At 60.7% G+C, this 22525-nt stretch carries 15 protein-coding genes; 7 read left to right on the top strand and 8 right to left on the bottom strand.

Annotated features, from left to right (window positions below; translation table 11 throughout):
* The first annotated feature begins 16 nt into the window (after positions 1 to 16).
* From QP803_RS22025 to QP803_RS22005, 5 genes are all read left to right on the top strand, one after another.
* Complete coding sequence (locus QP803_RS22025) at positions 17 to 1270, top strand: Zn-dependent hydrolase (RefSeq protein WP_284948123.1); 1254 nt, start codon at positions 17 to 19, stop codon at positions 1268 to 1270.
* A complete protein-coding gene (locus QP803_RS22020) occupies positions 1267 to 2202 on the top strand; it encodes a phosphotransferase family protein (protein WP_284948122.1) in 936 nt (311 codons plus the stop codon). The genes QP803_RS22025 and QP803_RS22020 overlap by 4 nt, the downstream gene beginning before the upstream one ends.
* A gap of 9 nt (positions 2203 to 2211) precedes the next feature.
* Positions 2212 to 3150, top strand: a complete 939-nt coding sequence (locus QP803_RS22015; protein ID WP_284948121.1) for a choline/ethanolamine kinase family protein — start codon at positions 2212 to 2214, stop codon at positions 3148 to 3150.
* A gap of 435 nt (positions 3151 to 3585) precedes the next feature.
* Positions 3586 to 3939, top strand: coding sequence for a DDE-type integrase/transposase/recombinase (locus QP803_RS22010; RefSeq protein WP_284948120.1), 354 nt, complete (start codon positions 3586 to 3588; stop codon positions 3937 to 3939).
* Between the two features lie 1432 nt (positions 3940 to 5371).
* Entirely contained in the window at positions 5372 to 5680 is a 309-nt protein-coding gene (locus tag QP803_RS22005; RefSeq protein WP_284948119.1) for a hypothetical protein, read from the top strand.
* A 1050-nt stretch (positions 5681 to 6730) separates the two neighbouring features.
* Here QP803_RS22005 and QP803_RS22000 read toward each other — a convergent pair.
* Entirely contained in the window at positions 6731 to 10264 is a 3534-nt protein-coding gene (locus tag QP803_RS22000; protein ID WP_284948118.1) for a glycosyltransferase, read from the bottom strand.
* Between the two features lie 80 nt (positions 10265 to 10344).
* The gene (locus QP803_RS21995) at positions 10345 to 14898 is read right to left on the bottom strand and encodes an FkbM family methyltransferase (RefSeq protein WP_284948117.1); all 4554 of its coding nucleotides are present in this window, start codon (positions 14896 to 14898) and stop codon (positions 10345 to 10347) included.
* Positions 14899 to 15194: 296 nt separating this feature from the next.
* On the opposite strand from QP803_RS21995, the gene QP803_RS21990 reads away from it, so the two are divergent.
* On the top strand, positions 15195 to 16079 hold the full coding sequence (locus tag QP803_RS21990; protein WP_284948116.1) for an FkbM family methyltransferase: 885 nt from the start codon (positions 15195 to 15197) through the stop codon (positions 16077 to 16079).
* Positions 16080 to 16092: 13 nt separating this feature from the next.
* Here QP803_RS21990 and QP803_RS21985 read toward each other — a convergent pair whose 3' ends face one another.
* Entirely contained in the window at positions 16093 to 16503 is a 411-nt protein-coding gene (locus QP803_RS21985; protein WP_350356114.1) for a lytic transglycosylase domain-containing protein, read from the bottom strand.
* Between the two features lies 1 nt (position 16504).
* On the opposite strand from QP803_RS21985, the gene gspG reads away from it, so the two are divergent.
* Entirely contained in the window at positions 16505 to 17017 is a 513-nt protein-coding gene (gene gspG, locus QP803_RS21980) for a type II secretion system major pseudopilin GspG (RefSeq protein WP_284948115.1), read from the top strand.
* Positions 17018 to 17073: 56 nt separating this feature from the next.
* On the opposite strand, the gene QP803_RS21975 is transcribed toward gspG, so the two are convergent.
* The 5 genes from QP803_RS21975 to gspM form a co-directional block, all read right to left on the bottom strand.
* The gene (locus tag QP803_RS21975; RefSeq protein WP_284948114.1) at positions 17074 to 17964 is read right to left on the bottom strand and encodes a ferritin-like domain-containing protein; all 891 of its coding nucleotides are present in this window, start codon (positions 17962 to 17964) and stop codon (positions 17074 to 17076) included.
* A gap of 189 nt (positions 17965 to 18153) precedes the next feature.
* Complete coding sequence (locus QP803_RS21970) at positions 18154 to 18945, bottom strand: type II secretion system minor pseudopilin (protein ID WP_284948113.1); 792 nt, start codon at positions 18943 to 18945, stop codon at positions 18154 to 18156.
* A 14-nt stretch (positions 18946 to 18959) separates the two neighbouring features.
* Positions 18960 to 21254: a type II secretion system secretin GspD gene (gene gspD, locus QP803_RS21965; RefSeq protein ID WP_284948112.1), complete on the bottom strand. Its 2295-nt coding sequence runs from the start codon at positions 21252 to 21254 to the stop codon at positions 18960 to 18962.
* Positions 21251 to 21961, bottom strand: coding sequence for a hypothetical protein (locus tag QP803_RS21960; protein WP_284948111.1), 711 nt, complete (start codon positions 21959 to 21961; stop codon positions 21251 to 21253). The genes gspD and QP803_RS21960 overlap by 4 nt, the downstream gene beginning before the upstream one ends.
* Entirely contained in the window at positions 21958 to 22521 is a 564-nt protein-coding gene (gene gspM / locus QP803_RS21955) for a type II secretion system protein GspM (protein ID WP_284948110.1), read from the bottom strand. Before gspM ends, QP803_RS21960 begins: the two co-directional genes overlap by 4 nt.
* Between the last annotated feature and the right edge of the window lie 4 nt (positions 22522 to 22525).

Here is a 22525-nt window from a genome sequence, read left to right as displayed (position 1 = left end):
CGAGAGGCTATTACGAATGACGGACATCCCCCTGATCCAGGCGGATCGGCTCCACGCCTTGATGGACGCCTTCATCGCCCATGGCGGTGAGGCCGATGGCGGCATGCATCGCCTGACGCTCTCAGCAGAGGACGGCGCCGCGCGTGACCATCTCGCCGCCTGGATGAAGACGCAAGGCATGGTGGTAACGGTGGATTGCATGGGCAATATGGTCGGGCTGCTCGATTGGGCCGGGCCGGATGGACCCGTGGTCATGACGGGCTCGCATCTCGACAGTCAGCCGCATGGCGGCCGGTACGACGGCGCTTATGGCGTTCTCGCCGCTTGTGAAGCGGTGCAATCGGTGCGGGACGGAATGATCGCGCAAGGCATCGCCCCGCGCTGCAACCTCGCCATCGTCGATTGGACGAATGAGGAAGGCGCGCGGTTCCAGCCCAGCCTGCTCGGCAGTGCGGTCTATGCGGGCCTTCTCGATGCCGATGACGCCCGCAGTCGGCAAGACGGCGACGGCGTGACGGTCGCGCAGGCGCTCGGCGCCATCGGCTATGACGGATCAACGACCTTCCCGAAGCCGCAGGCCTATGTCGAATTGCATGTCGAATGCAACACGGTGCTGGAGCGGGAAGGGGCGCGTTTCGGCGCCATCACCCGCCATTGGGGCGCGGTGAAATACCGCCTCGCCTTCATCGGTCGCCAGGCGCATACGGGCCCGACGCCCATGGAAGACCGCCAGGATGCGCTATTGGGTGCGGCGCAATTGATCGCGGCGCTCGGCGCCATGCCGGGCCGCGCCGAAGGCACGCTCTATACCTCCGTTGGGCGGCTGGAAGTGCGCCCGAATTCCCCCAATGTCGTGCCGGGCGAAGCGGTGCTGTTTCTCGAACTTCGCTCACCTGATCAGGCGCTGATCGATTGGGCCGAGACGGAAATGCTGGCCCAGGCGGATATCGCCGCCAAAGCGACGCGGACGCGGCATGAGACGCGCTACATCGACAGGCGCGGCGTCGGCTTCTTCGATGAGGGGCTGATTGCCCTGGCAACAACGGAAGCGGCGGCATTGGGTTTGGTGACGCGGCGGCTTGATACCATCGCGGCGCATGACGCCATTTGCATGATCCACGTCTGCCCCTCGGTCGTGATCAACGTGCCCAGCATCGGCGGCGTCTGTCATCACCCCTCGGAACGCACCAGCCCCGAGGACCTCACCCTTGGCGCGGAACTGCTGGCGCGCATGCTGTGGCGCCTTTGCGAGGAAGGGCTGGCGGCGTGACGGTGGATGTCGCGGCAGTGCTGGCCGCCTCGCCCTGGGGCGGCAAGGCCGGTTTGACCTGGCAACCGGGCGTCGCCGCCGTCGCTTCGCCGATGTATCAGGCGGCGGAATGGTCGAGCTGGATCGTGACGGCGGAGAATGAGCCGGCGGCGCTGTTCCTCAAGATCCTCCAGCCCGAGATGGCCGACCTCATCGACCCTGTGGCGGCCTATGCCGGCGCGCGGGCAGCCGAGCGGGCCGGCATCGGACCAGTTGTGGCTTTCGGTGTGCTAGATCATCAGGCGCTGGCCTTGGCCTATTTGCCGCCGCCCTGGCGGGGCGCCCGCTTGAGCGATCTCGGCACGCCGGCGGTGCTCCAGTCCGTCATCGACGCCAAAAGGACCTTCCGCCAGGGGCCGGCTTTGCCCCGGGTCTGGGATGTGTTTTCGCGCGTGCGGATGCTTGCTGCGCGGGCGGAGGCGACGGCCACTGCCCTGCCGAGCGACATGCCCGCTTTGCTCGATCAAGCTTGGGCGATCGAGACGGCTTTCATCGCAGCCGGACGGGACAGCGTGCCTTGCCACAATGACGGCCAGTCCTCCAACATCATGTTGGCGCCCGATGGCCGCGTTCTGCTGGTGGATTTCGATTGTGCCGGCCAGGGCGATCCGCATTACGATCTTGCCGTGCTGTTGAACGAGGTTCAGGATTTTGAGGATGGCTGGCGGCGCGGCATCGAAATGCAGGAAGGCCGTTGCACCGGATCCGTGCTCAATCGTTGCCGCGCCTATGCCATGGCGGACGATCTGCTTTGGGGGCTATGGGGCCTGATATTGTCTCACACCTCGCCCAGAAAGGAGCTGGAGTTTCTGAAATTCGGCGAATGGCGGCTGCTGCGCGCGCGGATGGCGCTGCGCGCGCCAGATTTCGCGGCCCGGCTGCATCGGCTTTAGGCGGGACAGATGGAACGCATTCTGGGTGAGGCCACAACCCCGGCCGAGCGCGATCTGGAAGCCGCGATCAGCCGCGTGTCGCCATGGCAAGGGCATCGCCTGCGCTATCGGCCCGTGAACGGTGGTATCAGCAACGCCAATTGGCGGATTTGGGTCGATGACGATCCAAACACCTTCTTCGTCAAGATCCCCGGCAAGGGCACGGAGATGTTCATCGACCGCGCGGTCGCTATGAATGCCAGCCGCCAGGCGGCCCAACTCGGCGTGGGACCGCGCGTCTATGAGTTTCTGGCGGCCGACGGCATCGAGATCAGCGATTTCGTCGAGGGTCGGCGGTCCTGCACCCATGCCGATTTCCGCGATGTCGCTTTGTGCCGCACGGCGCTCGATTGCTATCGCACCCTGCATGGCGGCGCGATGCTGATCCAGACCAAGACGGTCTTTGACATGATCAATGAGCATCATGAGCAGGTGCGCATGCTCGGCGGCTGGGTGCCGCCGGATTTTCCGGAGTTGGATCATCAATATCGGCGCGCACGGGCGGCGCTGGAGGCTTCGGGCCTCGATCTCGTACCCTGCTTCAACGATCCGATGGCCGGAAATTTCATGATGGATGATGCGCGTACGATTATGATGATCGACTATGAATACGCCTCCAACAACGACCGCTGCTACGACCTCGGCATCTGGTTCGGGGAGATGTTCTTCGACGAGCCAACCGAACACGCCTTGATCGCGCATTATTTCGGGCGCGTCGATGCCGCCCTCGTCGCACGGGTAATGGTGCATAAGGCGCTGGCCGACATCAAATGGGCGGCGTGGTCCATGGTTCAGCAGAAAATCTCGGCATTGGACTTCGACTTCTTCAAATACGGTGTCTGGAAATACATGCGTGCGCGCTCGGTCCTGGATGACCCGCGCTGGGATGGATGGTTGCAGGCGGTCTGACCCATGATGCCACGATATGGCGTCTGAACAGTGCCTTGGGGATGATCGCATGTACCCCATGTCAACGGCGGCGAAAAAATGGGCTCTGTCGCAAATTCCCGGAGTGGTTGAGTTTTCCTTGAGGAAGTGGTTCGGCCTAGCCGGCCAGGGAGTAGAACTGCTGCGCCGGACGCAACTTTCCTGTTGAGCGAAACGGTCCTTTGCGGATCATGTGCATGATCTGGTTCTGTCAGTCCTCGCGCCACGACGGGGGAGGTTTGGATGCCTTCACCAAACGGGTAAACTGAGCGTTGGACGATAGGTAGGGGCGCCGGGAATGGATTGCGTTGGCTGTGGCTCGTCGGCGGTAAATGAACGCCGGGAGGTCACGGCACGAGGCTACCGGCGTACCGATGCCGCGATTGCGGACGGCAGTTCAACGAGCGCAGCGGTGGGGTGCTGAACCGGACCTCGCTGCCGAGCGACATCATCGCCTTCGTGGTGTTCTGCCGGCTGCGCTACCGGCTGACGCTGCGGGACCTGAGCGAGATTATGGCGCTGCGCGGAATCGATATAATCCACGAGACCGTCCGCGACTGGGAGGTAAAGCTGTTGCCCATCATGGGTAACGCGCTGCGCAAACGGCCTCACTGGACCCGGCGCGCAGCCGGCGTCAGCTGGTATGTTGACGAGACCTATCTGAAGGTCCGCGGCCGGCGGTGCTACCTCTACCGGGCAATCGACCGGGACGGAAACATTGATCGACGCGATGCTGAGCGAGAATCGCGACAGAACCAGCAGGAGGCTTAACCAGTGCTTGAGCATTGAGCCAACCAGCGACCCACGCGGCTCGCTCTCTGCTCCCCATAGGCCACGGGTTGTTCTCCACGAATTGGCCGCAACGAAAAGCTTCGGCTCCAGCCAGGCTGATATGGGCGTATAGACCTCGGGATGGTGCGACGTAGGCTGTTTCTTTTGCTGCCAACGACGGAAACCTTCCCACACGAGGTGGGGCAACAACAAGACGGAAGATGTCGGAAGGCAATGCAGATGGCCCCTTGAGACCTTACGGGGCCGGAGTTCGAAGGGAGGCGATGTGGTCGCCTGTAACTGACACCGAAATTGGAGCTGCGGCGCTGGTGCTTTCAAGCAACTTATTGAACGTCTACCTCACCCTGCTATGCAAGCAGTGTGGCCATGAAGTAGCCAAAAGAGGTATGTGGTTCCAATCGATTCGGAGTTTCGAGTGCGAGGGTTGCGGCTGCATAGTACGTCTCACGTATGAAGACAAAGTAGCGCTGTTCAGCAAGCACGCCCATTTGGGTTGACTCCCCGAACTCCCGGGGCCTCTCGCGACGCTCGCTCTAAGCCTTGCGGCTATTCGCCCACGTCGAACGCTCGATTGCCGACCCGGGTGTGCAGTTCCACGTTAAGAACGAAAAAGAAGGCGGCCGGTCGTGAGGAAACTGACAGGCAAAGGCCCAAGGGTTGTTCATATTGACCGTGAAGGGCTAACCGAGGGTGAGACGCGGGTTTTGGAAGAGTTTCTGACTTTCGTCACGGAGGCATGCGTACGGGCGATTAATGAAGGGCAACCTGACGGCGAGATGGTTCACTGATACTGGCCCATGCGATCGGCGATATGGCTGGAGCAGGCGTCGCGGCCCGGCGAATGATCTTGCTCGCGCGTGCCACGGCCGCCGCTTGCAACCCCCTCGGTGCCGCGCGCGATATGGACACGACCGCCTAAGCCGCCTACGCCAGCCGACAGTGGTGATGCCGGAAAATCTCTGGCCGCCCTGCTTACCCTTGCGATTCCAGCCATCGCCCTCAACTTGGGTTGTTCCAATTGGGAGAGCGAGATGCGTCATCTACTGACTGCGGCACTGATCCTGGGTTTTGCCACGTCCAGCGCTTACGCGGCTCAATGCCGGGACAGCGCGGGCAAGTTCGTGAAGTGCCCGTCGCCCACGAGTAAGGTTGTCCATTGTCGCGACCATGTGGGGAAGTTTGTGAAGTGCTCCATGCCAGGCGCTAAACCAGCCTGAGCGTGATAATTGCTGGCAAGAGCGGTTCTCCTGGTGGCCGACCACGACTGGCCATGGTACTGCGCGTTGTGCTCCCTGTGAGTGGCGCGACAGACGCGCGACGCGCTGTGCGCTCTGCCAAATGGCTTCTCTGGGCCTGGACTGCTTGGACCGCCGTTGCCGGCATTTATCAGTCATTGGCAACAATCCCCAAGATGATCGCCACGCAGCTCGGCGGCCTGATCACCACCAGTCAGATGACCATCGATGAGCTGATCGTTGTCTTCTACCTGTTGACAGCATCTTTTTCAATTGTGGCAGTATGGGAACTCGGATTTGGCAGACGATGGGCAAGGATCTGGTTTCTCTTAAACTTTGCAGTCGACACGATCTGGACGTTCGCGCCTCCCTATCACGGCTACGCGGTCCTTTTAAGGGCAATGCCAGATCTCGGGCTGCAGGCAGTGGCTGTGTATCTGCTTTACGCGTCGCCTGGGCGCCTATGGTTCGAGGGCAGGGTTTAGAACCACTATCGGCAACTGGATGGTCCTCGTTCGACTTCAGGAAGACCGGCACCACATAGGGACTGCCCGGAAAAATAATGCTGGTAGGAGCAACTCTATGCTCAGTTCGATCGAATTGTACTGAAACTCCAATGGCGACGTGCAGTCCGCAATCCGCAGTCCTTCGCTATAAACCACCACCAGAGTTATCTTCCGGAGACAGCATGCTCTGGTCGGCCTTCTATTGCGCCACTCCAACGCATTGATACCCGTCGGCCACTTTCTCGCATTTGCGTTGTGTCGATGCGCAGTCCTCGCAGTTCTTAAGGGGAACCGACTTTACCGGCGCCAGCGAAGCGCAGCTCGTCACGGACATAAACTGCAGCAGAGCGCCGCAAACAATCCTGCTGTCCTTTTGGCAGAAAATGAGGGAGGTTGGATTTATCACTTGGTCGATGCCTGTATAACTTGTTGGGCTACCGCCAGGCTCGGGATTGGCGGTGGACAACATCGCTCCTGTCGGTTATGGCGCCGTGTTGCAGGTAAAACCTCAGTTTACTGTGACGCCCGCTCCCGATTGCCCCGGGCTGCCTATGGGCGCTACCACACTACATGCGAACGCTCTCAGCGGGGCAAAAGTCAGAAAAGCCCATAGCGCCAAGCATAGGCTCGCGCGCAAGAGGAGGCCCCGCCGCCAACCAGACTTCACAGGATGTGTAGCGCTGATGATGGGTCTCATTGGCAGCCTCCCATAACTCGTTTGGCAGGCGGATGTTTGAGAACGGCGATCCAAGCTGCCGAAGCTTCATTATTTCTGCGTTTATAATCGCCAACAATCGTCCGTTCGGGGGAGGTTCACCAGGGCATTGGCACAGCGTCACGCCTATCAGGTTCTCTTGTGGATAGAATATCCGACGTCGATGTCCCTTCGGATCTCGGCTTGCCCATCGCAGCCCAGGAAGTGCAACGCAAAGACGATTTCGATGCAACTTCACACGTATTGGGGAGCGGAAAGCCCTCGACGGGAACTGTGCTGACGATACCACTCCTACCCATCGCTACGCGTCTTGGCTACAGTTCGGCGAGGCGTCGAACCATGGCTGCGCCGGCTCGACGATGGCTCATCGTCTCCACCAGATCCGACTTTCCACATAGACCTAGCGCACGCGCTGCGTCGCGATTTTCAAAGACATACCGCATCTGAACAACGGCATGATCGACGGAAGGCTGCGCCCAGCGAAGACCACGACGATAGTTCGGGAGGTCGGTTTCCAACGTCACCATACGATGGTCAACAAGCAGGCTGTTGCTGTCGTTCATGAAGTCGGTATTGCCCGAATACCTCGTAGCGATAGTAGGCTTTCCCAAAAGCATCGCTTCTATCATGGTCAATCCCAGGCCCTCGCTACGATGCAAAGAGATATAAGCATCGCAGGCGCTCATGAGACTGAGCGTCTCGCCGCGATCATAAACACCGTCGATAATGCGGATGGGTAAACCGACCGCCGCCGCGCGAAGGCTGGAAAGCTGCATCGGGTGGTCGCAGCCGTATGTGGTCTTGATCACAAGCATGACGTTATCGCCCCCGCTGAATGCGGCGCGAAATGCAGCGATGAGGCCGAGGGGGTTCTTGCGCTCGATGGCGCTCGTCAGATGAAAGACCGAGAGAAAGACGAACGTTTCTTCGGGTAGTCCAAAATGCGACCGCGCAAGCAGATGAAAGTCGGGAATCTGGATGCCGGGCGGCAAAACCCGAACCGGCTTCGTGTAACGAGACTTCAACGCATTGCTCACGAAGGTCGTTGCGACCCAAAGTTCGTCGCACGTCGCGGCTGCCGCGTCCCAGGCATCGGGAACATCCTCCGACTCCCAATACCAGTACCCGATGCGATAGGTCATGGGTGAGCGCTCCCGCAGGCCCGATCGTGCAAAGACTTCGGTGAAATATGGTTCCGGCTGCACATGAATAATCGACACGTCATATCGCTCGAGACCGCTGTAGCGCTCGAACTCCGGCTCATCCCAAGACAGATTCACTGGTACGTTTCGCAACGATGTCGCGACGCCGCAGCTTTGCAGGCTATCGACAAGGCTTTCCGCTGACGCGCGCAGCCCCGAGGGGTAAGTGAAATGGGCAAAGATATTGACCCCATTGACAACTGAAGGGTTCTGCAAAACTTCGTCGTTCTGGTAGACACGCGGATCCGGATCGCTGGGCTTGCGTCGCGCTGGCAGCGGCCAGGACAGACCATCGAAGAGTCTAGCATCCATTTTGAAGCGGTCGTGGATCCACTGGACGACGTGCTCCTTCCCGGCGGCATTCAGTCCTGCTGGAAACGCGGTCTGCCACTCCGGCGTGTAAAGCCACGTCTGCATCAATTCTGCACCCACGCATTCGGCCGATTGAAGTAGAGTCCACCAGAGTTCTTCACGTGTCAGCAATTTGGCTTCGACCGCGACGACAAGGGTCGCGGCCAAGGCGCACCGTCCGTCCGGCAAAAGAAAGAGCGGTTCAGATGTCCGCAAGTTCTCACTGTAAAAGGCCACCTGGCGACCTCTCTTTGAGAGGTCCAACTCGAATGCCTTGCGGATCATACATTTTTCGCGAAGGTCGAGACCGAGCGATTCGTCATCATCGCGCGTCAGCCACTGCGCGAATGCCCCTTGCACACCATCGGATAAGGCCATTGGAAACAACCGGCTCAGGGCATCGCGACGGCGCAACAGCGTGATGACAAATCTAGCGGCGGCCAGAACATCATCTATGCGGCGATCTCCGTCCGCCTCTACGATGATATCTGTGACACGCCGCCCCAGGCAGCAGCGCATGGCATGATCGTCGTTCAAGTCCGGAATTCTGGACTGCCGAGGTAGATCGCCACGATGAGGTAGGGTTGCCCGAACGGGAAGATCAGGATCGGGATCCAGATGATCCGTGGCGCCCAGCGCGTCCATGCGCAAAGCCAGCATAGCTGCGTCATCGGCTGAGTCCTCCGGAGACCGATGTCGATCATACGAGAACAGCACTTCCTCTAGACAAATGGTGCGGTAACCGAACGCACGGCCGGATAAACAGAATGCCATCTCGCCATGCGTCGCCTGGAAGCGCTCATCATAGCCGCCGATACGCTCGAACACCGTTCGCCTGACGATATGGCACGGCCCCGCGACGCCGAGTGGATTTCCCAAGGCCGCGAGCCGCCCGGGTTCGACCGGTTTGGACCTGGGCGCCACCACACCGACGCCAGGTCGGATCGCGTGCCGAACGAGCTCCGCCAACCAGTCTGACGAGTGGATTTCAACACCCCTTCGTAGGAAAAGCAGAAGCGCCCCGCTGGCGGTTGCCGCGGCAAGATTGCAGGCCCGATAATAGCCGCCGTCGGCGGCCGGGCGCACCACCTTGCCACCCGCGGCCTGGATAGCTTGGTGTAGTGCGAGAAGCTCCGGCTCCTGCCTTCCATGATCTATGATAACGAGTTCGATCGCTCCAGCAGCGACCGCCTCCGCCATGCCCCGGTAGAGGACGCGCAGCGAAGGTGCGTCATGCATATCTGCGAGAATCGCAGACACGAGCGGCGGCTGACGGATTGGCCAACTGGCATGCTGGATGCCGTCAGGCAAGGTCTCAATGTCCGCAAGGACTCCCTGTCGTAACCAATGACGTTCCGCGACCAGGCGAAACGGCGCCGAGCGCGTGTCATGCGGCTGCGGACGGTCGCTGTCATGAAGTCGATGGCACAAGACCCTTGAAACATGGCGAAGGCTCGGTGCGCGCAAACTGTCCGCAAAGGGCACTGTCAGCCTAAGCGCCATGTCCCACTCAGCGGCCGCGCCTAACGTCTCGGCATAACCTCCGGCGCGCAAGACCGTTTCGCGCCTCAGCGCGGTCGGACGGCCGAAATAGTTGTAGCTCGCGAGCCGGTCAGGCGACCAAGCCGGCTTGGTCACGATATCGATGGGCGCCGCACGCCCTCGGCGAACTTCATCGCCGTGGATGATAATCGAATCCGGATAGCAGGCTATCTGAGCGACCAAGACCGAGATCGCATCTTTAACGAGCAGGTCGCCGGCATCGAGCACGAGGATGAAATCGCCCTTGGCCTGTCGCGCGGCCTGCTGAAGAGCCGCGCCGTGGGACGTCGATGCCCCCGCCAGCTGAACGACCCGCGAGTCTCGCCAGGTCTGCGGCACCTGGCGAGGACGGCTAACTGGCGCGCCATCCGGGCCCGCCTTGACGACGCAAAGGATGGCCTCCCAGTTCGGAGATGTTTGCCAACGAAGACTTTCGATTGTCTCCGCGAGATAGGCCGGCTCACTGTGGTCAGTTGCAATGATGACGGAAACGACGACGGTCCCGACCTCAGGAATGGCTGAGGCTGGGAGGATCGCAGGGGCGGCGTACTGACTAGGGAAGGCGTGACGTACGGCGTTAAGCTCGGCTTCGAGCGCCCTTATGCGAGCGCTGCGTGTGGGATTGAGATTTCTTGTCAACAAGGGCAACAGGTCGGCGCGCTGGTAACGGAGAATCTTGACCGCTGTACGCAGCTTCTGCCTGGGAATGCGCATGAGTCGTTTGATTTTAGACACTATGATCTCGTCGATCATTTGGCCCCTATCGTCGCGCAAGGCAGCAAAACTTGCGGAAAAATTTCACTAACGAGGGATACAAGTGTTCAGTTCTTCTATCAACGGCACAACTCGGCCGGTTGAAGCGATGTTTGGATATGCAATCCCAACAGCATATCATGAAATCTCTGCGAGACGGACGGCCAGGCTCGCTCCTCAAGCCAGGCACGCGCCTGATGTTGGAGCGCGTGACGCCGCGCCTGGTCTTGCAACAAGACGCCAATACCATCGGCGATGCTCGCGGAGTCGGTGCCGCTGAATCGCGCCACCGCCGAGGCGGCCTCACTGAACAGCGCCAGAGGTGTCACCATCACCGGGGCACCGGCGCCGAGCGCGGTTCTGAGGGCAGCGCTGGAAGCTTCCTTTGATGTTTGGTAGGGCAACGCCACGATGTCGCAGCCTGCCAGGAGCATGAGTGACTCTTCGTGCGAAAGGAAATCCGTATGGAATTCGACGCCGTCGGCAACGCCTTTACTGTCAGCCAAGGCTTTACAGAGCGTAATCTCGGTGGCGGATTCAGGGATTCCATAATCGGCGTTGACGAGGCGGAGCCTGACGCTCGGATAGTGCTCGCGCAGCATCGCCACCGCCTCGATAAGCTGCGGCACGCCCTTGTCCGGTAGAAAAAAGCCGTAGCACCCGATGACGGGAAAAGAGCTGGGGGTGATGATCCGCGCCGGTATCGGTTCGGCGTCTGGCACCCGCGCACCATGCGCTAAAAGCGTCACATTCTCGACCAAGCCCAGTCGTTTTAGGCGGTTCAGGTCATCCAGCGTGTGCACGATGACGCGCGTCACGCCACTCAATGCTGTGATGATTGGTGAGCGCTCGTCTTCGGGAACATCCAGAATGCGCGTTGTCGAATGCAGCACCACGACGAGGATGCGTGCACGCAGTGCGGCCGACGAAACAAGTTGCGCAAGCTCCAGCCATTGAAATAATCCGGGTTGATGCTGAATGACGAGAACATGCGGGTCTTCGGCGGCGATGGTATGTTCCACCTGCCGAATGCCGTCGGGCATGCCGAGTTCCCAACTCGCCATCACTTTGATGCCGCTGTCGGTAATGGATTGCGAGGTCGTCCTCGCATCGGCGAAGACAGTCACGGTCTCGGTTCGATCCGTGGCCGGGAGGGCGTGGAGGAGGTGGCGCGAGTATTCGGCGATGCCGCAGCGAACGTCATAGCTCGACATCCAGCCCAGCCGCATCGGCGGCGGCGGCGGCATCATTAAGATATCGATGGCGGCCTCTGCCACGCGCCGGGCGAAAGCGTCTGTATCTCCGACCGTCAACACCCTTGCCGCGACCGGCTCTCTGCCGAAGGTCTCCCGCAGGGCGAGCGTCAGATCGGCGGCGTCAGGCTCTGCCCAGATGGAGCCCGACTTCGCGAGATGGCTACCGGAAAGACCGAAGCGATAGGCGATCAAACGCGCGACATCCGCGCTGCAGAAATCGATATGACCACCGAAGCCAGTGACGATCACCGGCAATCCTGCGGCAATCGCTTCGGCGGCGGGCAGATTGAAGCCTTCACCACGCGTTGGCAGAACCATGGCATCCGCATCGCGATAAAGCGCCATGAGATCATTCTCATCCATATCTTGATCAAGCAGCGTAATCTTGCCTAGATCCGCGTTGGTCGCTTGCAGATCCGCGATGTGGGCCGCGACCTCGTTATGCGGGTTAGGAAAGGTCTTGATGATCAGGTGGACGTCGTCCTGGGTTCGGAACGCTTCAGCGTAGCTCGCCAGGAGCACATCGATGCCTTTGCGGGGAAACCCGGATGAGACATGGAGAAAAGTAAAGGGCCGGTCGCCTCGGGAGGCACGCGCCGCGCCAATGGCACGGAAAGAGTCCAATCGGGGCGCGTAACCAACCACGCGCAACGGGATCGTCAAACCGGAATCGCGAAGCACTTTTGCTACGAAACGCGACGGCGCGAGAACGCCACGAAAGGAGGCATTTAGCACTGCGATCGTGGCAGTCGGAACGACGGACTCTTCCCAGAAGAAGAAAGCGAGACGCAGATCACCGCCGTCGGGCGGAACAAAGACGGGGTAGTGCTGGCTGATGACGATTTCAGGGCCGGTCTCGGGTTTTCGTCGAGCGACCAGTGCAGTCAATGATGGCCTCTCCGCTTCCGGCACCTGCCCCAACATGTCCGTAGGTGCGCCTTCGACAGGCAATAGCCGCACCGATCCGCGCTTCGCCTCGTCTAAGGTGAGGGCGAGACCGCGATTAATAGCCGCCAGACTGTAGCTGCCGTTGACATGTCCGGTGACCGCGAAACGCGCATTCGCCAGCAGCGCCCTTCGCGCGTCTGCAGCGATAGGGGGCGCGGCGCCCGCCGCCGCAAGTGCCTGGATCAAGGACGGTCTTTGATGGTCCAACGAATACCGTTGAAGAGCCAACCGCTGCAGGCTGCGCATGCGACCGCGCTCTTCGGCATCTTCCGCCAGAGCGAGCAGTCTGGTGGCGACCGCGTCGGTGCTGTCATCCTCAAGAAGGCCGCCGGTGCCACGGAGGGTATAGGGCACAGCCCCTGCCGGTCGCGCCAACACGGGAAGATCGAAGGCCATGGCTTCCACCAGTGGCACGCCGAAGCCCTCATGCAGGCTCATCGACAGATAGACATCCGCCGCAGCATACCAGTCATCGCGCGCCTGATCCGAAATGAGGCCGGTGAGCACGACATGATCAGTGATGTGATGCGCGGCGATGCGCGCTTTCACGCCTTCGAGATACACATCTTCGTCGCCACCGTGCCGACCAATGAGGACCAGCCGCGAGGGCTTGTCGAAGCCTGTGCGAAACGCCGCATAAATCTCGACGAGATCAGCTTGGGCCTTGGATGCGCAGACACGGCCAACGAAAAGAATGGTGAAGACCTTGCCTTCTGGCGCTGTATGAAGCGCCGCACGTGCGCCGATTTCATCGATATCGAGCAGAAGACTGCAGGTCTGAACGGGATCGAAGCCCAGATTGCGAAGCTCGATGGCGTTATAGTCGCTGTCGGCAAGAGAGGACACAACGCGTGTGCGCCACTCGGGCAGTTGGGCGCGGCCGAGGGCGGTATAGTGCTGCAAGGACGGAACGCCCTCGAAGAACTCGGGCGGTGTAATATTGTGATAAAGAAGAATCTTGGGCGCGGCCAAGGCAGCAATCCGGCCGAAGGCATCGAAACCCATGGAATAGCGGACGATGAGAATGTAACGATCATGGGTTGGCAATTCGCCCATGAGGCGCAGCTCCGCATCCAACATCGGGTCCCGATGCTCGACAAAAATATCGCTTTCGTAGCCCATCGCGCGCAAGGTGCGGCGCATCAGAAACATGGCATTCGTAATTGCGTCGCCGACGGCCGAGCCCGAGTGGAACTGGTGGATCGTAAGCCGGTTTTGACCCAGGAAGGACTGCGGTGGCGGCGGCGGAAGCACCGGCAGCGTGATGGACCGTGGTGTGATCGGCGCGCTCGGCACTGGGAGAGAGGCGGGCTCGGATACCGCATCGCTTAGAACCGGTCCGGGTGATGTCGGCTTGGAACGCAACCGGCGCAGTGGAGCGGTCACGCGCCAGGAAGTGCTGCCGCGAATCGCCTCGAATGCCTCGCGGGCCTCCGCCTCTCTCCGTTGATAGATCGACGCCCGTTCCGAGTCGGATTCGGCGCGGCTGGATTGAGCGATCGCTCGCGACTCAGCCGCCACTGCGGTCGCCTTCGCGGCTTCCAGCATCTGCTCTTCGGAGCGTAGGGCGGCACGCAGGTTTGAAATCTCCACGTCGCGTTGCTTGATCTGCGTGCTGGCCGCCGCCACTTCGCGCGCGATGCGCAAGTCCGCTTCCTGTAGGCGCGATTCTACGGTTTGGGCCCGTTCAAGAAGCGCTGTCGCGCGGGTTTCCGCTTGATGAATACGGCGGGCCCATTCGCTGTCATTCGCGCGAATGAAGTCATCGAACACATTGGGCGGGGTTCGAAACGCCGCTGCCAGCGCAGGACGCTTCTCGTCGGCCAGGTAAAAGCGGTTCAGACCGTCGAACCAGACGAAGCTGTAGCCGGCTTGAAGGAGCAGCGGCTCCCAATCAGCGTGCACCTCGATCGTCGACATAGGGGCCGTGGCTTCAACGATGACGATCCAAGGCCGGTATTGACCAAAATCGGCTCCGACGAGAACGGCGCGTTCGGCGCCCTCGACATCGATCTTCAGAAAATGCACGTCCGCAGGGGCGTAACGCTGACAAAGATCGGCAAGCGTTGTGACCTCGACGTCGTCTCGGCGCACCTCCATTCCGGCGTTGAGCAAGCTTGGAACAGCCGATTCGTCGAGCGTGGACAAACCGGTGCCATCCACCACGAACAAGGTTGCGCGGCCCGGTTGCGCGCCGACGGCCACGCGAAGATTGCGGTCGCGCAGACGGGCGGCGGCCAGGCGCAGGCTATATTCGGTCGTCGGCTCGATATTAAGTCCTGTCCAGCCGCGATCATAAAAAGCGCGAGTCACGGAATCGATGTCGGGATGGGCGGCGCCGACATCGATGTAGAAACCGTTCTTGACGTCGGACAAGGCCCGCCAGAGCATCACGTCTTCGAAATTCTGGGCATAAGACACAAACGTCACGACAAGCCTCCCGCGATTGGCGCTTGAGGAGCCAACCGAGACTATTTTTGCCGGTGTCCGTCACGCCGCGCAAGGCCGTCGTAGCCACATGCTGGGTCACCCTCGACAATTGGGGTCCGCTGGCATACCACCATCTTTGCAGACAATCCGTTCCAAATGGAGCAGGTCCTATCCGATTGCCGTTCATAAGACAGCGTAACGCGCGCTCAACCGGGCTGACGCCGTGGGACTCTCCGTATAGCGATACGGCGACGGACTCGGATATCCTTGCCTGCTTTCGGCTCTTGCTCGGTCGCATGCCTAATCGGGAAGAGTGGCGCGGTCATTCGAGCCGCGCTGGAGAAGAACTGTCGGGCATCGTTGCGAGCTACCTCACGAGTCTTGAGTTCACGCGTCGGCGTCTCGGCAATGCCGCACTGTCGGACAACGTCGTGCTCACTCGTCTGGCGGAGTTTTCGATTTACTCGTCGTCAGATGATGCTTCCGTTGGAAAATACGTCCGCGAGGATAATTACGAGCGCGAGGTCGCTCACGTTTTTAAGTCCTTGCTTAAACCCGGCATGAGCGTCGTCGATATCGGCGCCAATATCGGCTATTTTACGATGCTGTCTGCGGCGCTTGTCGGGCCCGCCGGACGCGTCCTGGCCATCGAACCAAATCCACGCAATGTCCGCCTTGTCGAAGCCAGCCGCCGCGCAAACGGGTTTGACAATGTGCGGATCCTGCAAACGGCAGCGGGGCGTGATGCAGGACTTCTCATCCTGAACACTTCGCATTCGAACGGCACGACATCCGGCTTACCCGCACAAGTCCGGCAGCTTTTGGATGCGGAGACGGTAGCCTGCGTCCGCCTTGATTCGCTTATCGATTCACATGAGAAAATTGATTTCATCAAGGTCGATGTCGAGGGCGCCGAATATAACGCTTTGCTCGGGGGCTTAGAGACGATCCGGTGCCATCGTCCCGTCATAGTCAGCGAATTCAGCCCAACGATGATGCCGGGTATTTCCGGCATCACGGGCAAAGACTACTTGGAGTGGCTGATGAGCCTGGACTACAACCTGTCGGTTGTCGAGCCGGACGGCAGTCTTCGCGCGCCACACGAGACCGTAGATAGGATCCTGAGCGTCGTTGTGGAGCGCGCAGTGGATCACCTTGATCTGGTCGCGACGCCACGTTGATCGAAATCCGCGTCTAACGACTCCGTTCAGGTGCGAAAAGTTTTCTGGCGGAACGCATTACTTCGGCGCGATACGAGACATTGAGCAAGGGCGTGTGGGAATGGTAATCGCCCACCGCGCGCATAAGGTCACCGCTTTCTTCATTGAGATAGCTGGACAAAATCGCCCCAGCCGCTGCGATGTTAAAGCATGGATCGGTAATCAGCCGCATGCGAACATCCAAATCGGTCCGATGGCTGTAAAGAGCAAGTGGGTGAACCCACAGCGTGTTGATCTGCATGACGCCTAGGTCTTGTGAGCGATCAAGATTGTTGTGGATGTCGCCCACATGGCCTCCTTCCACGGCTTGAATGGCTGGCAGAACACGGGGTGGCAATGAGTAGATCGACGCGACCAGCGCCATGCACGAGAGAAAAGGGATCATAATGGCAGCAGCCTTCGGCGCAATTTTGCGGGATCTTACTCGGTCACGAAGCCGTGCGAAAGCGTGTCTTCTCGGCAAGGACGCGCATCCTGTCGATGCACCGGATGATGCACACAGGGAACGGGGCTTCACCCTCCTTGAGCTTCTGGTCGTGATCGTCATTCTAGGATTATTGATCGGCTTTGTCGCACCCGCCGTCTTACGCCAGCTTGGCGGTGCGCGCGTTTCCATCGCGCATCAGTCGATCGCCCGGCTGGCATCCGTCCTGGACATGTACAAGCTCGATGTCGGGGCCTATCCATCAACGGAGCAAGGACTGGGTGCTTTGGTAGAAGCGCCGCCCGACGTCGCGAACTGGAACGGGCCGTATGTACAATCGACGCAAGCACCGGTCGATCCCTGGAACCATGCATATGTCTATCGCGACCCTTCGGAAAGAAGTGGCCACGACTATGATCTTTGTTCTCTGGGTCCGAGCGGCACGGCTTCAGGAGACGCGCAGATCTGTAATTGAGTAAACACCATGCGACAGCGGATCGTCGTCATCCGCTGTCGCGTGCAAGATACCGCTTATGCGGTCGTCGTGACCGCGCCGTTCATGCCGTTCGGGAAGAACAGACCGTTGGCCGTGCCGCCACCATAGACGATGCTGAGCACCTGCTGCGGCGTCCGGCGATAGGCCTGGCCATTGCTATCCACGTTCGTGAAGTTGAACATGTTGCTCTGGTAGTTGACGCCATTGTCACCGACGCCCGACAAGGTTTGGCGAAGCGCCGAGATCATGTTCGTCGCGGCCGATCCGCCGATTTCGCCAAGGCGGCTACGAATGGCCCCGGCATGATAAGCCTCAACCGCAAGAATGCTCGCGGCATAGGGGAGAGTGGCAGGCGTCAACGACGCGGCGGCACCAGCATAGGCGGTAACACCGACATCCTCGAAAATATAGGCACCGATCAGGAAGTCCGTCTCGCTCGCGAAGGGGTTGAAGGTCTGACCGGGTATGATGAGACCGGCTGCAAGCGCCAATGTCGTAAAGCTGTCGCTGAGGTCGATGTTCGGTTCGGCCACGGCTGAAGCGCCGAGCGCGGTGCGGAGGAAATTGACATGCGCCAACTCGTCCACGGCGATCTTCTGGGCGAGATAGGCGATCGCGGTGTTCTGGAAGGGAACGAGTGAGCCTCCCGTGACAGTCGCGGCACCGCCTGTCAGATTGGCCGGAATGCCCGAACCTGTCACGGCGCGGAGATAATATTCCGCTTCGAGATATTCGAGATTAAGTGCGAAGTTGAGAATTTCGCCGTCGAGCGTGGCATCCGCGCGCGCGGGTGTCGTTCCGAAGCCGAGGCCTGCGGTACCAGCTGCCGCAAGCGCGGTGCCTGCGAGGCCAAGCCCCACAGTCTTCATTAAGCCGCGACGATGTGAACCCCGGTTGGTTTCGATGGTCTCTGATGTTTCGGCCACGTGTTACCCTCCATCACTATGCTTTTGCCGCAGAAATTGCAGCACCTCCCTGTTACGAATGAAACATAAACTGGATGCAACGAGCAGTTAATAAATCGCTTCAAGGATGCTTCACGAGATTGCGATCTCTCCTAAAACCCTGGCTCCGCAACTCAGGGTTTTATAATATGTCATCTAGACTTAGCTTGTTCAGTTTGACCAAGTCAGGATCTTGAATGGTAAGTCGGAGGATGAGGTTCGCAACTCGACATCTGCGTGCCTTATTCCGTACGTTCCTCCTTTAGAAGGGACGATCGCTGTCATGAACACGTCTTTAGGAGGGAGCGCTGTTTGCGAGACATCGATCTTGATCCCAACCTGCCTCAGTGCCGCGCGGACGGTGGGGTCGGCGATCGCGGGATTGGGGTTATCGCGGTTATACAAAGAGAGATGCGGCGTCAGCTTAGCCAAGAGCGCCGGTGTCATCCCGATGACGAGATTGAGCTCTGCGAGGCTGTTGAACGGCGCGCCCGGCGGAGCATAGGGCAAACCGGCGTCACGGTATTGTGGCGCCTCGAACCGGCCCTGGACGTCTGGCGAGCGCCAGTCCGTGATGGCCTCGCCCACGGCATCTGCAGTCGTCGCATCCGCCCCCACCTGATGCAGCAAAGCCGCGAGCAGCGGGGCTGACGCCGTGTTTGGGTTGATCCGGCCGGCAAGATCGGTGATCGAAACCTCTGCCATGCCCGTGGGAAGACTGACCCGATGGACGGCACCATCCGCCTTCCAGCCTGCGGCGGTCGGCCCGAGGAGATTGAAGACGCCCATATAAAGCAGCCCGTCGGCCTCGGCCTGCATCTGAGCGGCGGCGCGGAGATTGAATGCGATTTCCGTCTCCCCTCGGCCCGCTGAGACGAGGCGGGAGAAGATCAACGTCAGCAGCACCAGCGCCCAGAGCACGATGAGGAGCGCAAATCCACGCTCCTCGCGCCTCGGTGGCAAGCTGATGACGCGTATCACTGGCCGAGCTGCAAGGCCCGGCGAACCCGCTCATTCGGGTCGTCCGACCCCGAGGATTGGATGCCGTTGAGTTCCGTCGGCACTGCTGCCGCATTCCTCAGCAGGTCTTCAAGGTCCGATGTCAAGGCGCGAGCATCGCGCTGATCGTACAAGACATGAGGTGTGATCAGAACCAGAAGCTCCGTCCGGGTGCGCTGATTGTTCTGCGTGCCGGCGAGCAGACCGAGAATTGGGATATCCTTGAGGAAGGGAATGCCCGCGTTGCTCTTGCTCGCATTGTCGGTGATCAATCCGGCGAGACCGACGGTCTGACCGTCCTGGATGACGACACGCGAGGTCACGCTGCGCTCGGAAAAAGTGGGGGACGAAATTCCGGTCGTCGATGTGGTGACGGCGGCATCGATGGCGCTCACCTCCTGCGAGATGTCGAGGGTCACGAGACCGCCACTATTCACCCTTGGCGTCACGTTCATAATGACGCCGGTCGGCTGATAGCTCACGCTGTTGATGACGGGAGCATTGTTCGCAATCGCGCTTTGCGAGCTTGAGGTTAGATAGGGAACAAGATCGCCCACCTGCAAATGCGCCGTCTGATTGTCGAGAACCATGAGTTCCGGCGAGGACAGGACGTGTACCGTCGTGACCGCCTGCAGCGCTTGCAGAGCAATCGGCGCCCCGCCGGCGCCATTGCCGCTCAGGACGAAACCTGGAAACGTCGTCGCAAGCGCGAGTGCCCGCGGCACCGCATAGGAGGCCGTGGCGGCCGCGTTGTTGAGAACCCCGTTCACGCCGCCTGATTGAAAGAAGAACTGTGTGCCGTATTGCAATTGGCTGTTCAACGTCACTTCGGCGATGGTCGCGTCGATACGGACCTGCAATGGCAGGATGTCGATTTTGCGCAGCATGGCTTCGACAACGTCTTCCTCCTGCTGCGTCGTGTAGGTCAGCACGGAATTGTTCTGCGGATCGGGGATGATCCTGATCGTATCCGTGTCGCCGCCCCCTCCGCCTCCGCCGCCGCTACTCGGGCTGAGACCGCCAAGCAGCGGATTGGAGGCGGTTTGCGTGGGCGTGGTGCTTTGATCGCTGGCTTGAGGCGTCAGCCCAGAACCCTGAGCCCCGCTGCTGCTGAGGGAACTGCCGACCCCGATGCCGGAGGATGAGCCGAGGCCGTTCAGCGCCGATCCACCTGTTCCGGTATTGGCCATGGCCGTGGTGCCCGTGGCATGGCTTGCCGAAGACCCCGCGCTTGTCTGGTCCGAACCGCTCGGCGTGGCCGTGATGTTGTTCGGTGTGAAGGCCTGCTGCAGCACATAGGCCGCGTCCTCGGCCTTGCTGTCCTGGAGGTAATAGACGTGCCAGCTGCGCACCGTGAGACGCTGTTGGCGTTCCAAAAGCGCATAGACGCGTTGCGCTTGCTGGATGAATTGGGGCTGCGACGCCACGACCAGAACCGAGCTGATCCGCTCCATCGGCACGACCCGCACCACGTTCGAAAGCCCGCTGCCCTGGCTGCGCAGCGCGCTCTGCAACGAGGTCGCGAAATCCTGTGCCGCCCCTTCGGGCGTGGGCAATAAGGCATAGGATTGGCCGGCGAGAAGATCGATGTCGAAGGCCTCGGCAAGGGCTGCGAGGGTCGCGCGCGTATCAGGGTCACCGCTGATGATCAGGCTGTTGCTGCCCGGATCGGCGATGATCTTGGCATTCTGGCCGGCAAATGGCTGCAACACACGCGCCAGATCGCCCGCAGAGGTATAGCGCAGCGGATAGAGCTGGCTGCCCGCCGTGCTTGCGCTCGTGGCGATCGACGTTGTCGGCACACCGGCCGCCGCTGGAATGACGCGGTACAGACCTCCGGACTGCACCAGCGTTGCGCCGGATTGCGCCAGCAGCGCTTCGAGCGTCGGCAGAAGCTGCGACCGGGGGAGCGGCCCCGCCGTATGAAGCGTTGCGGTGCCGTGAACCGCCGGATCGATGGTGTAGCTGACCTGGAGAATTGAGCCGAGGATCTCCGCGACCACCTCCCGGATATCCGTATCCGTGAACACGAGGGAGACGGTGCCCCCGCCGGTGCCGGCATCGGACGCGGGGAGCGAAACCGTTGCGGGCGTGCCGTAGGATTGGCTGGAGGTGGGCAGAAGATTGGTCGCCCCGATCGGGCCATTCACCCGCGAATCCACATGATCCAAAGACGGCACGATGGCCGGCGATAGACGCTCTGGCGGCATACTGGCCTGCTGCGCACAACCGACAGCGGACAGGGCGAGGGCGAGGGTCAGCAGGCGCTTCATGGCGAACTTTCGGATGGGGCACGGAGCGGCAGATCGGGCGACAGGTCGGGTGCCGCCCCCGCAGCAGGCCCGCCTTGGTCTGGAGTCGCCACCAGACCTAAAGGCAGTCCGCTCAAACCCGGAATTCCTGCAAACGGAACGTCATGGCTTGAGATGCCCGCTTGCGGGAGGAAAGCAAGTGGCGGCGGGAAAGCGGGGGACCCGTAAGCCGAAGGCAGGCCGCTGTTCCCAGACTGCGTAGTCAGCTTAGTCGTCGCGAAACGCGGGTGCAGGACCCGCACACCATCCGCCGTCACGATGGTGACTGTCTCCGCGTCGATCGACCGCACGACAAAGTCGCTCAGGCGGCTGCCCTGCATCACAATGATCGGGCGGCCGCTCGCGCCATCGACGAAAATTGCGGACCGCGCCGTCGGTGTAACAATGATCCCGGCCAGGCGTGGCATCTGGTGCGACACGGCGCCCACGGCGACCGCCGGCGGCCGTCTGTCCGGCTCGAACAGAGGCCGGGCCAGGCTGGTGCCGACCCATTTCGGCCAATCCTCGGTTTCGTCAAAGTCCGCGACCCGCGCGCCCTTGGGGATGCCGATTGATGCAGCAATCGGCGGGACTTCCACCGGACGATGCGAGCCTTTGACTTCCATCACGATCGTCACCGCCAGAACGGCGGCGATGACACCCAGCACAGGCAAGACGAGCGATGTCATGAAACATCCGCCATACGGAATGCCATGATGGTGAAGGTCGCGTTCACGGGAACGCCGTCCGGCCGTGACAAAACGGGCGATGCGCTGAGCTGGAGGTCATCGATCAGGATGCGGGGCGTTCCTTGCTCCAACGCCTGAAGAAGATGCAGGAGCTGTGGCCAAGCTGCCGATAATGTGACTCGCAAGGCGATGCGCCGGTACTTGCCCCGAGGCTCAACGAGTAGCGTTTCGATACTGCTGAGTGGCACGGCCACGTCTTTCGCCTTGTTCTGCAGGTTCTGCTGCAAGGCCGCCGCCGCCACCGCATCGCTTGATGCGGGAAGCAGATCACTGCGCACAGCGCTCTGATGGTTCCGTGCCGCGCCCGCCTCGGCCAGAAGCGCCGGGATAGAAAGGGTCAGGCGCGTCATCCGCTCGGTCAGCAGCCCGCGCTGTGCGATCCCGTCCGACCGCATGTCATACCAAGCGACCAGCGGCGCAGCGACACCCGCCCAAAGTGCACCGATGACCACCAGCGTGAGCGCCAAAGCGAGCCACTGCCCACGTCGGCCTGTTGGCAATCCT

Source organism: Acidisoma sp. PAMC 29798, assembly GCF_030252425.1.
GTDB lineage: Bacteria > Pseudomonadota > Alphaproteobacteria > Acetobacterales > Acetobacteraceae > Acidisoma > Acidisoma cladoniae.
Note: the sequence above shows the minus strand (reverse complement) of the source record. Positions and strands in the feature narration are given on the sequence as shown.

Bases quoted from the DNA above. Each gene is read 5' to 3' on its own strand.
- QP803_RS22025 (WP_284948123.1), top strand. From the start codon at position 17: ATGACGGACATCCCCCTGATCCAGGCGGATCGGCTCCACGCCTTGATG.
- QP803_RS22015 (WP_284948121.1), top strand. From the start codon at position 2,212: ATGGAACGCATTCTGGGTGAGGCCACAACCCCGGCCGAGCGCGATCTG.
- QP803_RS22005 (WP_284948119.1), top strand. From the start codon at position 5,372: ATGATCGCCACGCAGCTCGGCGGCCTGATCACCACCAGTCAGATGACC.
- QP803_RS22000 (WP_284948118.1), bottom strand. From the start codon at position 10,264: ATGATCGACGAGATCATAGTGTCTAAAATCAAACGACTCATGCGCATT.
- QP803_RS21990 (WP_284948116.1), top strand. From the start codon at position 15,195: ATGCCTAATCGGGAAGAGTGGCGCGGTCATTCGAGCCGCGCTGGAGAA.
- QP803_RS21985 (WP_350356114.1), bottom strand. From the start codon at position 16,503: ATGATCCCTTTTCTCTCGTGCATGGCGCTGGTCGCGTCGATCTACTCA.
- gspG (WP_284948115.1), top strand. From the start codon at position 16,505: ATGGCAGCAGCCTTCGGCGCAATTTTGCGGGATCTTACTCGGTCACGA.
- gspD (WP_284948112.1), bottom strand. From the start codon at position 21,254: ATGAAGCGCCTGCTGACCCTCGCCCTCGCCCTGTCCGCTGTCGGTTGT.
- QP803_RS21960 (WP_284948111.1), bottom strand. From the start codon at position 21,961: ATGACATCGCTCGTCTTGCCTGTGCTGGGTGTCATCGCCGCCGTTCTG.